We start from the raw sequence: 14,898 nt of genomic DNA on the forward strand, positions 1-14,898 counted from the left end.
CGCCGGACCGGGCGTTCGCGGAGCTTCCGGAACCGTTCGCTGCGGTGCGCGCCTGTCCTTGAACGGGCGCCCACGCCGCTTTTTGCACTCGTTCCTCCGGACTCGACATGACGACCTCGTCCTCCGCCTCCCCCGCGACCACCACGTTGATGGCCAACGCAATCCGCGCGCTGTCCATCGACGCCGTTCAGCAAGCGAACTCCGGCCACCCCGGCATGCCTATGGGCATGGCCGAGATCGCCGTTGCACTGTGGGCGCGCCATCTGCGCCACAACCCGACGAACCCGCACTGGAACGACCGCGACCGCTTCGTGCTGTCGAACGGCCACGGCTCGATGCTGCTGTACTCGTTGCTGCATCTGACCGGCTACGACCTGCCGATCGGCGAGCTGAAGAACTTCCGCCAGATGCACTCGAAGACGCCGGGCCACCCGGAATACGGCATCACGCCGGGCGTCGAGACCACCACCGGCCCGCTCGGCCAGGGTCTGGCGAACGCCGTCGGTATGGCGCTGGCTGAAGCGCTGCTCGCCGCCGAGTTCAACAAGGCCGACGCGAAGATCGTCGACCACCACACCTATGTGTTCGTCGGCGACGGCTGCCTGATGGAAGGCATCTCGCACGAAGCCTGCTCGCTCGCCGGCACGCTCAAGCTGAACAAGCTGATCGCGCTGTACGACGACAACGGCATCTCGATCGACGGCGACGTCGTGAACTGGTTCCACGACGACACCCCGAAGCGCTTCGAAGCCTACGGCTGGAACGTGATCCCGGGCGTGAACGGCCATGACGTCGACGCAGTCGACGCAGCCATCGCCAAGGCCAAGGCATCGGACAAGCCCACGCTGATCTGCTGCAAGACGCAGATCGGTCACGGTGCGCCGACCAAGGCAGGCGGCCACGACGTGCACGGCGCGCCGCTGGGTGCGGAAGAAATCGCCAAGTGGCGCGAGGCATCGGGCTGGAAGTGGGAGCCCTTCGTCGTGCCGCAGGAAGTCTACGCAGACTGGGATTCGAAGGCCACGGGCGCGAAGCTCGAAGGCGAATGGAACGAAGCGTTCGCCGCCTACAAATCGAAGTACCCGCAACAAGCCGATGAATTCACGCGCCGTATGGCTGGCCAGCTGCCCGCCGACTGGGCGCAGAAGGCGGCTGAAATCATCGCCGGCGCGGATGCCCGCAAGGAAACCGTCGCCACGCGCAAGGCGTCGCAGCAGGCCATCGAAGGCCTCGCCGCCGCGCTGCCGGAACTGCTGGGCGGCTCGGCCGACCTGACCGGCTCGAACCTGACCAACTGGAAGGCCTCGAAGCCCGTGCGCGCCGCCAAGGCAGGCGAGGCTGGCATCGAGTGGGGCAACCACATCAACTACGGCGTGCGTGAATTCGGCATGAGCGCCGCGCTCAACGGCCTCACGCTGCACGGCGGCTACAAGGCGTTCGGCGGCACCTTCCTGACGTTCTCGGATTACAGCCGCAACGCCCTGCGCGTCGCCGCGCTGATGAAGTGCCCGTCGATCTTCGTGTTCACGCACGACTCGATCGGTCTGGGCGAAGACGGCCCGACCCACCAGTCGATCGAACAGGTGCCGAGCCTGCGCCTGATCCCGAACATGACGGTGTGGCGTCCGGCCGACACGGTTGAAACCGCGGTGGCCTGGACGGAGTCGATCACGCATCACGGCCCGTCGTCGCTGATTTTCAGCCGTCAGAACCTGGCGTTCAACGAGCGCACGGACGCGCAGATCGCCAACATCGCCAAGGGCGGCTACGTCCTCAAGGACTGGAACGACGATATCCCGAGCCGCAAGATCATCCTGATCGCGACGGGTTCGGAAGTCGAACTGGCCGTGAAGGCCGTCGAAGCGCTGCAACGCGAAGGCATTGGCGCCCGCGTGGTGTCCATGCCGTCGACCAACGCGTTCGACCGCCAGGACGCCGAGTACAAGGAGCGCGTGCTGCCCAAGGGCGTTCGCCGCGTGGCGATCGAAGCGGCGCAGTCCGACTTCTGGCACAAGTACGTCGGTCTCGACGGCGGCGTGGTCGGCATCGACACGTTCGGCGAATCGGCTCCGGCGGGCGTGCTGTTCAAGCACTTCGGCTTCACGGTCGAAAACGTCGTCGCGACGGCCAAGGCCGCGCTCGACAACTAAGCATTGCTTCACACGGGCTCGCCTTCTGGCGGGCCCGTTTGCCGTGTACGTCCAGCATCCCGCACGTCTGCGCGCCGCCACGAGCGGCCGCGATCTGCCGGAAGGCGGCGAGGCACGGCGCCGTATCAGAATTTTTTACCATCAGGAGATAAACCATGACGATTCGCGTCGCAATCAACGGCTACGGCCGCATCGGCCGTAACACGCTTCGCGCGCTCTACGAGAACGGCAAGAAGCACGACATCGAGATCGTTGCGATCAACGACCTCGGTGACGCGAAGACCAACGCGCACCTGACGCAGTACGACACGGCGCACGGCAAGTTCCCCGGCGAAGTGTCGGTGGACGGCGACTACCTCGTTGTCAACGGCGACCGTATCCGCGTGCTGGCCAACCGCAACCCGGCAGAACTGCCGTGGGGCGAGCTGGGCGTGGACATCGTGTTCGAGTGCACGGGCTTCTTCACGACCAAGGAAAAGGCCAGCGCCCACCTGAAGGGTGGCGCGAAGAAGGTCATCATCTCGGCGCCGGGTGGTAAGGACGTCGACGCGACCATCGTCTACGGCGTGAACCACAACGTGCTGAAGGCTACGGACACGGTCATCTCGAACGCATCGTGCACGACCAACTGCCTGGCACCGCTCGTCAAGCCGCTGAACGACAAGATCGGCCTCGAAACGGGTCTGATGACGACGATCCACGCTTACACGAACGACCAGGTTCTGACGGACGTGTACCACGAAGACCTGCGCCGCGCGCGCTCGGCCACGCACAGCCAGATCCCGACGAAGACGGGTGCTGCATCGGCTGTGGGCCTCGTGCTGCCGGAACTGAACGGCAAGCTGGACGGCTACGCAATCCGCGTCCCGACCATCAACGTGTCGATCGTCGACCTGTCGTTCATCGCCAAGCGCGACACGACGGTTGAAGAAGTCAACGCGATCATGAAGGAAGCTTCGGAAGGCGCGCTCAAGGGCATCCTGGGCTACAACGAAGCACCGCTGGTTTCGATCGACTTCAACCACAATCCGGCATCGTCGACGTTCGACGCTACGCTGACCAAGGTCTCGGGCCGTCTGGTCAAGGTGTCGAGCTGGTACGACAACGAGTGGGGCTTCTCGAACCGCATGCTGGACACGGCGGTTGCCTTCGCGAACGCGAAGTAAGCTGTCGAGTTAAGCTGCATTAGCTCGAAGTACGAAAAAACCGCCCCGAGGGGCGGTTTTTTCTTGTGGGGATTTTTCTTTCATCGCCTTCCGACACGGGGTCGTTCGGGCGTGCCGCGTGCAGACTAGTGCTTGCGATGCGGACAGTTGTCCTTCGTGCAGGCGCCGTACAGCGCAAGCGCGTGTTCCTGAAGCTTGAAACCGCGCTCGTTGGCGATCATCTGCTGGCGCTTTTCGATTTCGGGGTCGAAGAATTCCTCGACCAGACCGCAATCGAGGCACACGAGGTGATCGTGGTGGCTGCCTTCGTTGAGTTCGAAGACTGCCTTGCCCGACTCGAAGTTGCTACGGGTGAGCAGGCCAGCCTGCTCGAACTGCGTGAGTACCCGGTAAACCGTGGCGAGGCCGATGTCCAGCTCCTCGTTCAGCAGGTTGCGATACACGTCTTCGGCGGTGAGGTGACGCACCGGGCTGTGCTGAAAAATCTCCAGGATCTTGAGGCGCGGCAGAGTCGCCTTCAGGCCGATGTTCTTGAGATCGGTTGGATTGGTCATGACGATAAGTCCCTGGAGTACAATGCTGGGTTCTTATGTTAATGCGTTTTTGCCGTTCCGGGCATCTTCGGCAGAACTTCGAACGAACTTCTACAGAACACGCGCGGCTTAGCGAAAAGCCCGCACGGTGAGGGAAATGATTCCAGAATTCACTATGATCGGCCGGCGCAAGCAAGGCGGCCGCCTGGCGTGCACCCTGTTGGCTGCGGCCACGTTCGCGGCGCTCGCCGGTTGTTCCACTTACGACAGCCTGACGCAGCGCGTCGCGCAGAGCATTACGCCTTATCGGATCACGATTGTTCAGGGCAACTTCGTTTCGGCGGAAGCCGCAGCGCAGATGCACGTGGGCATGTCGCGCGCCGAGGTCAAGCAACTGCTCGGCACGCCGCTCCTCACGGACATGTTCCACGCGAACCGTTGGGACTACGTCTTCTACTTCAAGCGCGGCTCGACCGCGGTGGTCCAACAGCGCGACTTCGTCGTGATGTTCGACGGCGACCGCGTGTCCAGCTGGTCGGGCGGCGAAGATCTGCCGTCCAACCTCGAGCTGCTCGCCGAAATCGACGGCGACAAGCAGGGCAAGAAGTACAAGGCGGCAGTTGCGGCCGCAGCGGCTTCGGGCGCTTCGGCGGCTTCGGCCGCCCAGGCGAGCGTCGTCAATCCGGGCGGCCCGACCGTTCCGGATACGGCCCGTACGCCGTCGTCGGAGCTCGGCGCTGCCACCGCGCAACTGCCGCAAGACCCGAACGCGCAGGCGGCGGCTGCTGCCAACCGCGCCACGGAAGCCGTTCAGACGCCCTCGGGCCTGACGCCTTCGGTGCGTGCCGGCACGCCCACCTCGTCGGCGCTGCCGCCGAACGTGGGCACGATGCCCGCGCAGGTGCAGCTGCACCGTTCGCCTCCGCCGCAGATCCAGGGCGTGCCGCAGCCGAATCCGGTCGGTCCGACCGCGGGCGCGCAAGGCACCGGCGACTCCAGCGCCAACGCGCTGCCGCCGTCGCGCAATTCGCCGCTCACCGCGCCGCCTCAGGTGCCGGCCAGCTCGTCGGCCGCTTCGGGCGCCGCGGCAACGAGCAACTGACAGGCTAACGATCGCATCCGACCTGTAATGAAGCGCCAGTGCGGGCTTTGTTCTGGTCGGCGCGGATCAATCCTGCCGGGCCTGGCGAGCAGCGCCAGGCCTTCTCTCGGCGGCTTCGGGCCGCCGCGTTCGTTTGTAGTCTCCAATAGTGTCTATCCTTGGCAGCATCTATCTCGAAAACGCCCGTCTGACGGACGTGACGCGCGGATAGCGCCGCCGGTCTCACCTTCGCAGGAACTGTCATGAAAATCGCAATCGCCGGAGCGTCGGGCCGCATGGGCCGCATGCTCATCGAAACCGTCCTCAATTCGCCTGACGTCACGCTCTCGGGCGCCCTCGTGCGCAAGGGCTCGGCCGCCATTGGCCAGGATGCGGGCGCGTTTCTCGGCAAGGACACCGGCGTGCGCATCACCGACGACATCGAGCAGGTCTTCGCGCAGAGCGACTGCCTGATCGACTTCACGCGCCCCGAAGGCACGCTCGTGCACCTCGAAGCCGCGCAGCGCCACGGCGTGAAGATGGTGATCGGCACCACGGGCTTCGACGCGCAGCAGAAGGCGCAGCTTGGCGCCGCCGCACAAAAGGTGGGCGTCGTGTTTGCGGCCAACATGAGCGTGGGCGTGAACGTCACGCTCAAGCTGCTGCAATACGCAGCGCAGTTCTTCGACAAGGGCTACGACATCGAGATCATCGAGGCGCACCACCGCCACAAGGTCGACGCCCCGTCGGGCACGGCGCTGGCGATGGGCGAGGCGGTGGCGGGCGCGCTCGGACGCAATCTCGACGAATGCGCCGTGTACGGCCGCGAAGGCGTGACCGGCGAGCGCGATCCGTCGACGATCGGTTTTTCGGCGATCCGTGGCGGCGATATCGTTGGCGACCATACGGTGCTGTTCGCCGGCATCGGCGAGCGTATCGAGATCACGCACAAGTCGTCGAGCCGCCTGTCGTACGCACAAGGCAGCGTGCGTGCGGCGCTGTTCCTGCAGGACAAGGCAAGCGGCCTGTACGATATGCAGGACGTGCTCGGCCTGAGCTGAGCACGCCCGGGCCCGGCATGGCCAACTCGCCACGCTGGGTCATTCACGCGGTGCGCGCCGCGACGTCAACACGCGAGGTCAGATGACAGCGAGCAACGGAGTCATCCACTATCTTCAGACGAGCGATGCCGTCACGCACGCGGTTGCATGGGTGCTACTGGCCATGTCGATCGCGAGCTGGTGTTTCCTGATCGTCAAGACCTGGGTGCTCGTGCGCGCCAAGCGCCAGGGCCCGCGCGCCCTTGCGCGTTTCTGGCAGGCGCATTCGCTGGCGGACGGCGTAAGCGCGATGCGCGCGATCGACCGCGAGCGGGTGTTCCTGCCGCTTGCCCAGGCGGCGCTCTCCGTCACCGAAACCGATACCGCCGGTGCGTTGCTCGCGCGCGTGGACCGCAGCGAACGGGTGCTGCGCGCTTTGCGCGGCGCGCTTCAGGGCTCGCAACGCAGGCTTGAATTCGGCCAGGTGCTGCTGGCTTCGGTGGGCAGCACGGCCCCGTTTGTCGGCTTGCTCGGCACGGTCTGGGGCATCTATCACGCGCTCGGCAGTATCGCCGCGAGCGGTCAGGCGATGATCGAAAACGTCGCCGGGCCGGTGGGCGAGGCGCTCATCATGACCGCGTTCGGTCTGGTGGTCGCGATTCCGGCTGTGCTGGCCTACAACATCCTCGGCCGTCTCGTGCGCCAGATCGGCGACGATCTCGACGGCTTCGCACACGATCTGCACGCGTGGGCCTGCGCGCCTGAAACCGCCGCCCCGCGCCGCGACGGTGGCCCCCGCGAGGACGGCTCCCGCGAGGGCGCCTCGCGCGACCCGGCTCGCGCCGGCTCTCTCTAAAGCGGCCCGCACGCGAGGAGTGGCGCACATGGCATTCGGCGGACTCGAAAAGAAGCGCGATTCGGCACCGATGGCCGATATCAACATGACGCCACTGATCGACGTCATGCTCGTGCTGCTGGTCATCTTCATCATCACGGCGCCGCTGTTTACGCACGCAATCCGGCTCGATCTGCCCAAGGTCGCCGCCGAAGCCGTGCAGCAGACGCCGCAAACCGTCACGCTCTCCATCGACGGCGCGGGCAAGCTGTACTGGAACGCCCAGCCGATTTCGCTCGACGAACTGCGCAAGCGCTTTACCGACGCAGGCAAGCAGCCCGAGGCGCAGCAGCCCGAACTGCAACTGCGCGCCGCGCGCGAGACGCGCTACGACGTCATCGCCCAGGTGATGGGGGCGGCACAGGCCGCCGGACTCGCGCGCATCGGTTTCGTGACCGAGCCGCCGCCGCCCGGGCAGCACTGAAGCCGAGGCGAGGCGTGCGCTGCCGAACGCGTGCAGCGCCGCCGTAATTCCGCCATTCGAAAAGCCACCGGAAGGCGCGGCCAAGTCAACGGTATAATCAGCGTTTCCCTGTAAAAACGGGGCCCTGCCCGCGTCGCGCCCGACGATCGCCAGAGAATCGCGGCGGCCGGCCCGGTGCGCCGGACGCCATCAGCCGCAACAGCGCGGCGAGCGCACGGCACCGCAGGCCCGAATCAGCCGAATCCGCGTTTTCCCATCCACACCATGCTCGAAAAATACGTTCCCACCGACGTCGAATCCGCCGCGCAAGGCGATTGGCGCGCCAGCGACGCTTACCGGACGGCCGAAAAGGCCGACAAGCCCAAGTTCTACTGCGTCTCGATGCTGCCGTATCCGTCGGGCAAGCTGCACATGGGCCACGTGCGGAACTACACGATCAACGACGTGATGTACCGCTATCTGCGCATGAACGGCTACAACACGCTCATGCCGATGGGCTGGGACGCGTTCGGCATGCCGGCCGAAAACGCGGCGATGGCCAACAACGTGCCGCCGGCCAAGTGGACGTACGACAACATCGAGTACATGAAGGGCCAGATGCAGTCGATGGGTCTCGCGATCGACTGGTCGCGCGAAATCGCCACCTGCAAGCCCGACTACTACAAGTGGAACCAGTGGTTCTTCCTGAAGATGCTCGAAAAGGGCATCGCGTACAAGAAGACCGGCACGGTGAACTGGGACCCGGTCGATCAGACCGTGCTCGCCAACGAGCAGGTGATCGACGGGCGCGGCTGGCGCTCGGGCGCGCTGGTGGAAAAGCGCGAAATCCCGATGTACTACCTGCGCATCACGCAGTACGCCGATGAACTGCTGAACGACCTCGACGGCCTCGGCTGGCCCGAGCGCGTCAAGATCATGCAGCAGAACTGGATCGGCAAGAGCTTCGGCGTGAACTTCGGTTTCCCGTACGAGCTGGACGGCGAGAAGAAGCTGCTGCGCGTGTTCACCACGCGCGCCGACACGATCATGGGCGTGACCTTCTGCGCGATCGCGGCCGAGCACCCGCTCGCCACGCGTCTCGCACAGGACAAGCCGGAACTGCTGCCGTTCATCGACGAATGCAAGCGCGGCGGCGTGGCGGAAGCCGACGTCGCGACGATGGAAAAGAAGGGCGTCCCCACGGGCTTCACGGTCACGCACCCGGTCACGGGCGAGCAGGTGCCGGTGTGGATCGGCAACTACGTGCTGATGAGCTATGGCGAAGGCGCCGTGATGGGCGTGCCGGGCCATGACGAGCGCGACTTCGCGTTCGCGAAGAAGTACGACCTGCCGATCAAGCAGGTGATCGCCGTGGAAGGCGAAACCTACTCGCTCGACGGCTGGCAGGAGTGGTACGGCGACAAGGAACGCGCCGTCACCGTCAACAGCGGCAAGTACGATGGCCTGAGCTACACGGCGGCGGTCGACGCCGTCGCGGCGGACCTGAAGGCGCAAGACTTCGGCGACAAGCAGGTCACGTGGCGTCTGCGCGACTGGGGCATCTCGCGCCAGCGCTACTGGGGCACGCCGATCCCGATCATCCACTGCCCGAGCTGCGGCGACGTGCCGGTGCCCGAGAAAGACCTGCCGGTCGTGCTGCCGGAAGACCTCGTGCCGGACGGCACGGGCAACCCGCTCGCGAAGTCGGAAGCGTTCCTGAACTGCAAGTGCCCGACCTGCGGCGCCGACGCGAAGCGCGAAACCGACACGATGGACACCTTCGTCGACTCGTCGTGGTACTTCTACCGCTACGCCGCGCCGGACGCCGTGAACATGGTCGACGAGCGCACCGACTACTGGATGCCGATGGACCAGTACATCGGCGGCATCGAGCACGCGATTCTTCACCTCTTGTACTCGCGTTTCTGGGCGAAGGTTTCGCGCGATCTCGGCCTCGTGAAGTTTGGCGAGCCCGCGAAGAACCTGCTCACGCAGGGCATGGTGCTCAACGAAACCTTCTACCGTGAAGACGCGTCGGGCAAGAAGACCTGGTACAACCCGGCCGACGTCACCGTTTCGCACGACGACAAGGGCCGCCCGGTCGGCGCCACGCTCAACAGCGATGGCCAGTCCGTGGTGCTCGGCGGCGTCGAAAAGATGTCGAAGTCGAAGAACAACGGCGTCGACCCGCAGGTGCTGATCGACCTCTACGGCGCGGATACGGCGCGTCTGTTCACGATGTTCGCGGCGCCGCCCGAGCAACAGCTCGAATGGTCGGGTGCGGGTGTGGAAGGCGCGAGCCGCTTCCTGCGCCGCGTCTGGTCGTTCGGCTATGCGAACGCGGAAGCGATCAAGTCGCGTGCGTCGTTCGACGCCGCCACGGTCACGGACGTCGAAAAGACGCTGCGCCGCGAAGTCTATGGCGTGCTCAAGCAGGCCGACTTCGACTATCAGCGTTTGCAGTACAACACCGTCGTGTCGGCAGCGATGAAAATGCTCAACGCCATCGACGGCGCGAAGGAAGCGGGCGCGGGCGTGAAGCGCGAGACCTTCGGCGTGCTGCTGCGCGTGCTGTACCCGGTCGTGCCGCACCTCACGTTCGAACTCTGGAAGGAGCTCGGTTACGCCGACGAATACGGCACGCTGCTCGACGCACCGTGGCCGAAGGTCGACGAAAAGGCGCTGGAGCAAGCCGAGATCGAACTCGTGCTGCAGGTGAATGGCAAGGTGCGCGGCGCCGTGACGGTCGCCAAGGACGCACCGAAGGATGTGATCGAAGCCGCTGCGCTCGCCCACGAGATGTACGTCAAGTTCGCGGAAGGCCGCGCGCCGAAGAAGATCATCGTCGTGCCGGGCCGCCTCGTGAACGTCGTGGTCTGATCCAGACTTTGTGTTGTACGGGCGGCGCGGCGTGGTCCTCCGGGGTACGCCGCACCGCCGTTCCGAATCTGTCGCGAACCAGGGAGTCCATGTGATTCGCAGATCGTTTCTGTTACTGGCCAGCAGCACGCTGATGCTTTCGGCGTGCGGCTTCCAGCTGCGTGGGGAGCAGAACTACGCGTTCAAGCGGCTCGCCATTGTCGGTGCGCCGGCGCCCGTGAGCGCGCGCCTCACCCGCATGCTCGAGGGTGGCAGCGATTCGGTGGTGGTCGAGTCCACCGCGAACGCCGACGCCGTGCTGCACGTGTCCGAGTCGCGCGGCTTCAGCACGCTTACCTTGAGCTCGCTTGGCGAAGTCGAGGAATATCAGGTCAACTACTCGCTGAACTACTGGCTTTCGGCCGCGGACGGTTCGCAACTGATCCAGCCGGGCACGATCGCGCTGAACCGCGCGATGACCTATAGCGACCAGTACTCGACCGCAAAGGTGAGCGAAGCCAATCTGCTGTTCACCGACATGCAGAACGACGCCGTCGATCAGCTCACGCGCCGTCTGGCGGTCCTCAAGACGCTGCATCCCACGCCGGATCAGGTCGTGCCGGGCGTCGCGCCGCGCGCGCCGTTGCCGCCGCCGCCGCTTTGATGCACGGCTCGACTTTCTTTTAAAGCGCACGCCATGCAACTGCGACTGGACGCACTCGAGGCGCATCTCGCCAAAGGGATGGCCGGCCTGTACGTCGTCTACGGCGACGAGCATCTGCTCGCCCAGGAGGCGTGCGACCGTATCCGCGCGAGCGCGCGTGCGGCGGGCTTTACCGACCGCTCCGTGTTCACGGTCGAGCGCGGCTTCGACTGGAGCGCGCTGCTTGGCGCGAGCCAGTCGATGTCGCTGTTCGGCGATCGCCAACTGGTGGAGTTGCGCATTCCGTCGGGCAAGCCCGGCAAGGAAGGCGCCGACGCGCTGAAGACGCTCGCGGCGTCGGGCAATCCCGACGTGCTCACGCTCATCACGCTGCCGCGTCTCGATGCGGCCACGCAGAAGTCCGCGTGGTTCACGGCGCTGGCGGAGCGGGGCGTGGCGATCAAGATCGATCCGGTCGAGCGCACCGCGCTGCCGAACTGGATCGGCCAGCGCCTCGCGCAGCAGGGCCAGCGCGTGGCGCCTGGCGAGGACGGACGGCGCGCGCTGCAATTTGTCGCTGAGCGCGTGGAGGGCAATCTGCTCGCCGCGCATCAGGAGATCCAGAAGCTCGGGCTCTTGTATCCGCAAGGCGTTCTGAGCATCGAGCAGATTCACGACGCCGTGCTCAACGTGGCGCGTTACGACGTTTTCAAGCTCAACGAAGCAATGCTGACCGGCGACGTCGGCCGCCTCACGCGCATGCTCGACGGCCTGGAAGGCGAGGGCGAGGCAGCGGTGCTGGTGTTGTGGGCCGTCGTCGAAGAAGTCCGCACGCTGCTGCGCATCAAGCGCGGCGTGGCGGCGGGCAAGCCGCTTGCCGTGCTGCTGCGCGAGAACCGGGTGTGGGGGCCGCGCGAACGGTTGATCGGGCCCGCGCTTTCGCGCCTGACCGAGGCAACGCTCGAACGTGGGCTCACACTGGCGGCACGCCTGGATCGGCAAGTCAAAGGCCTGTCGGGGCAGGCGCGCGGCGACTGGCGCAATGCGTTGCCGCCCGACGCCTGGGCGGGACTATTCGAACTTGCGATGACCGTGGCCGCGCCACGCGATGGCGGTGCGCCGGCACGTACGGCTACGGGCGCGCGCGCCGACGCTGCGCCGGGGCGTGCGCAACCCGGTGCTCCGGGGCGTCCAGCCGCGAGCCCGGCAGCGGCTGCCGCTGCTGCTGCCGCGGCGGCACGACCGCGCCCCGCAGGGCCGGGGCGCAGGCCTGGCTAACGTCGACATCCCGTTCGACGCTTTAGCCGGACTTACGCCACGGCACCTGCTTCCGTCCGGGCAAGAAGGCGCAGAGCATGGCAACCGGCGACACGATCGCGCCATCCGCTGTGCGCACCGCGCCCCATGCGCCAGGCCGCGCCCAGCAAAGCCGGCCCGCTGGCCTTAAAATCGACCTAACCTGAACCGAGCTGAACCAGGCCGCCTTGCCAGGCTGAACAAGCCGCGCGCCGGGTGCGCTGCATCACGACAGAGACCATGGATATCGACCAGTACATGACCGACCTCGGCCGCCGCGCCCGCAAGGCATCGCGCGCGATGGCACGGGCCACGACGGCTTCGAAGAACGCCGCGCTCGAAGCGGTGGCGCAGGCCATCGAGCGCGAAACGCAGCAGCTGAAAGAGGCGAACGCGCGCGATCTCGCCCGCGCGCAGGAAAAGGGCCACGATGCCGCATTCATCGACCGCCTCACGCTCTCGGACAAGGCGCTCAAGACGATGGTGGAAGGCCTGCGTCAGGTCGCGGCGCTGGCCGACCCGATCGGCGAGATCAGCAACCTGAAGTTCCGCCCGAGCGGCATCCAGGTGGGCCAGATGCGCGTGCCGCTCGGCGTGATCGGCATCATCTACGAGTCGCGGCCGAACGTGACCATCGACGCGGCGGCGCTGTGCCTGAAGTCAGGCAACGCGACGATCCTGCGCGGCGGCTCCGAAGCGCTCGAATGCAACACGGCGCTGGCGAAGCTGATCGGCGAAGGTTTGAAGGCGGCAGGGCTGCCGCAGGATGCGGTGCAGGTGGTGGAAACCGCCGACCGCGCGGCGGTGGGCAAGCTCATCACCATGACGGAATCGGTCGACGTGATCGTGCCGCGCGGCGGCAAGAGCCTGATCGAGCGCCTGATCGCCGAAGCCCGCGTGCCGATGATCAAGCACCTCGACGGCATCTGCCACGTGTATGTGGACGACCGCGCGGATCTCGCCAAGGCGCTGAACGTGTGCGACAACGCCAAGACGCATCGCTACGGCACCTGCAACACGATGGAAACGCTGCTGGTTGCCCGCGGCATTGCCCATGACGTGCTGCCGCCGCTTGGCCGCCTCTATCGCGACAAGGACGTGGAGCTGCGCGTGGACGCCGCCGCGCGCTCGATTCTCGCGGACGCGGGCGTCGGCCCGCTGGTGGACGCCACCGAAGAAGACTGGCGCACCGAATACCTCGCGCCCGTGCTGGCGGTCAAGGTGGTGGACCACCTCGATCAGGCCGTCGATCACATCAACCACTATGGCTCGCACCATACGGACGCCATCGTCACCGAAGACCATGACCGCGCGATGCGCTTCCTGCGCGAAGTGGATTCGGCGAGCGTGATGGTCAACGCTTCGACGCGCTTTGCCGACGGCTTCGAATTCGGCCTGGGCGCCGAAATCGGCATCTCGAACGACAAGCTGCACGCGCGTGGCCCGGTGGGACTCGAAGGCCTGACCTCGCTCAAGTACGTGGTGCTGGGCCACGGCGAAGGCCGTCAATAAGACGTTCCGGTGCGGCGGCGCGTGGCCATACGCGCGAGCCGCGCCGCTCAATCGCTCTCAAGAAGAAAAAATGTCGATGCTCTGGGTCAAGACGTTTCACATCGTGCTGATCGCTTCGTGGTTCGCGGGTCTGTTCTATCTGCCGCGTATCTTCGTGAATCTCGCGATGGAAACCGAACCCGCGGCCGTCAAGCGGCTGCTCATCATGGCGCGCAAGCTTTATCGCTTCATGACGATGATCGCCGTGCCCGCGCTGCTGTGCGGGCTGTGGCTGTGGCTCGTGGTGGGCATCGGGCGCGGGCAGGGCTGGATTCACGCGAAGGTCGGCGTGGTCGTGCTGCTGATTGCCTATCACGCCTACTGTGGCCGGTTGCTGCGAACGTTCGAGCGCGGCGAGAACCGCCGCTCCGACAAGTGGTATCGCATGTTCAACGAACTGCCGGTGCTCGGCATGCTGGCGGCTGTGGCGCTGGCTGTCATTAAGCCTTTCTGACGGCCGCGCTCCCGACTATCGCATTTCCCCTTCGGCGGGCAGCCTGACCCCGGTCGTACGCGACACGGCGGCTCAGATGCTGCCCGTTTCCTTTCTGCGCATGCGCGACGCCGCTACGCGCCAGCCATCTTCGCGCTTCACGAACACATCGGTGAAGCGATACTCGATCGCCTTGTAACCCGTTGCCGGGGTGTAACGGTTGATACCTGTTGCCACGGCGACGTTGTCGAGCACCTGTACACGCACGTCCTCTAACACCTGCGAGCCGCCTGTCGGCATCGCGACGGCGGCGAGCAAATCTCGCTTGTCGCGGCGGATGTCGCCCGGAAATACTTCGAAGAACTTATCGTCGAGCAGATCGTTGAGTACCGGTCGATCCGCGGCGACGGCGGCTTGCGTCCACTGATGCTCGAGCAGTTGGACCTGGAGTGTGTCGGAAATGGGCGTGACGCCCGTTGCGATGCCCGGTGTCAAGGCGTGGGCGAGGCCGGTTGCCATTAGCAAGCCGGTGGCGAAGAGGATGAGTGTGCGTTTCATGGCGTTTCCCTGAGTGAGACTGCGAGCCGCTGGGCGTCGCTTGCGTTCGAGATGGGAAACGGCGTGGGCACGGCCGGCGCGAGCCGGATGAGGTGCAACGCCTGCGCGGCGTGCGATAGGCCTTTCGTGGAGTGATGGAGTTGATCACTTGAGTCAGCGTTTCCCGACAGATGAAGTCTATTGATCTGTCGGTGTATGTGACATAGGACAAATCTCAAAACGGTGGTTATGCGTCGGGTGCGACTGGTGTCAATGAGGATTCCAGTGTCGACGGAAGGCATGGGTGAGCG

General features: G+C 65.5%; 13 protein-coding genes. 11 read left to right on the forward strand and 2 right to left on the reverse strand.

From position 1 onward, the window contains the following. Positions 1-107 precede the first annotated feature (107 nt). Together tkt and gap are read left to right on the forward strand one after the other, a co-directional pair. Complete coding sequence (gene tkt, locus U5782_RS04095; protein ID WP_322042560.1) at positions 108-2,150, forward strand: transketolase; 2,043 nt, start codon at positions 108-110, stop codon at positions 2,148-2,150. Positions 2,151-2,305: 155 nt separating this feature from the next. Beyond that, complete coding sequence (gene gap / locus U5782_RS04100; RefSeq protein ID WP_322042561.1) at positions 2,306-3,316, forward strand: type I glyceraldehyde-3-phosphate dehydrogenase; 1,011 nt, start codon at positions 2,306-2,308, stop codon at positions 3,314-3,316. A gap of 125 nt (positions 3,317-3,441) precedes the next feature. On the opposite strand, the gene fur is transcribed toward gap, so the two are convergent. Continuing rightward, on the reverse strand, positions 3,442-3,870 hold the full coding sequence (gene fur, locus U5782_RS04105; RefSeq protein ID WP_027820983.1) for a ferric iron uptake transcriptional regulator: 429 nt from the start codon (positions 3,868-3,870) through the stop codon (positions 3,442-3,444). 136 nt (positions 3,871-4,006) lie between these two features. On the opposite strand from fur, the gene bamE reads away from it, so the two are divergent. The 9 genes from bamE (at position 4,007) to U5782_RS04150 (ending at position 14,071) form a co-directional block, all read left to right on the forward strand. Further along, the gene (bamE, locus tag U5782_RS04110; RefSeq protein ID WP_322042562.1) at positions 4,007-4,951 is read left to right on the forward strand and encodes an outer membrane protein assembly factor BamE; all 945 of its coding nucleotides are present in this window, start codon (positions 4,007-4,009) and stop codon (positions 4,949-4,951) included. 242 nt (positions 4,952-5,193) lie between these two features. Continuing rightward, positions 5,194-5,991, forward strand: a complete 798-nt coding sequence (dapB, locus tag U5782_RS04115) for a 4-hydroxy-tetrahydrodipicolinate reductase (protein ID WP_322042563.1) — start codon at positions 5,194-5,196, stop codon at positions 5,989-5,991. Between the two features lie 82 nt (positions 5,992-6,073). After that, complete coding sequence (locus tag U5782_RS04120) at positions 6,074-6,826, forward strand: MotA/TolQ/ExbB proton channel family protein (protein WP_322042564.1); 753 nt, start codon at positions 6,074-6,076, stop codon at positions 6,824-6,826. 28 nt (positions 6,827-6,854) lie between these two features. Then, positions 6,855-7,289, forward strand: coding sequence for a biopolymer transporter ExbD (locus tag U5782_RS04125; RefSeq protein ID WP_322042565.1), 435 nt, complete (start codon positions 6,855-6,857; stop codon positions 7,287-7,289). 264 nt (positions 7,290-7,553) lie between these two features. After that, positions 7,554-10,148: a leucine--tRNA ligase gene (leuS, locus tag U5782_RS04130; RefSeq protein WP_322042566.1), complete on the forward strand. Its 2,595-nt coding sequence runs from the start codon at positions 7,554-7,556 to the stop codon at positions 10,146-10,148. 91 nt (positions 10,149-10,239) lie between these two features. Next, a complete protein-coding gene (gene lptE, locus U5782_RS04135; RefSeq protein WP_322042567.1) occupies positions 10,240-10,791 on the forward strand; it encodes an LPS assembly lipoprotein LptE in 552 nt (183 codons plus the stop codon). Between the two features lie 33 nt (positions 10,792-10,824). Next, complete coding sequence (gene holA, locus U5782_RS04140) at positions 10,825-12,048, forward strand: DNA polymerase III subunit delta (RefSeq protein ID WP_322042568.1); 1,224 nt, start codon at positions 10,825-10,827, stop codon at positions 12,046-12,048. A gap of 258 nt (positions 12,049-12,306) precedes the next feature. Beyond that, positions 12,307-13,578, forward strand: coding sequence for a glutamate-5-semialdehyde dehydrogenase (locus U5782_RS04145; RefSeq protein ID WP_322042569.1), 1,272 nt, complete (start codon positions 12,307-12,309; stop codon positions 13,576-13,578). A 70-nt stretch (positions 13,579-13,648) separates the two neighbouring features. Continuing rightward, a complete protein-coding gene (locus tag U5782_RS04150; protein WP_322042570.1) occupies positions 13,649-14,071 on the forward strand; it encodes a CopD family protein in 423 nt (140 codons plus the stop codon). Positions 14,072-14,143: 72 nt separating this feature from the next. Here the strand turns inward: U5782_RS04150 and U5782_RS04155 are convergent, their stop codons facing one another. After that, complete coding sequence (locus U5782_RS04155; protein ID WP_322042571.1) at positions 14,144-14,608, reverse strand: nuclear transport factor 2 family protein; 465 nt, start codon at positions 14,606-14,608, stop codon at positions 14,144-14,146. Positions 14,609-14,898 lie beyond the last annotated feature (290 nt).

It is taken from the genome of Paraburkholderia sp. J67, from assembly GCF_905220265.1.
Taxonomy (GTDB): domain Bacteria; phylum Pseudomonadota; class Gammaproteobacteria; order Burkholderiales; family Burkholderiaceae; genus Paraburkholderia.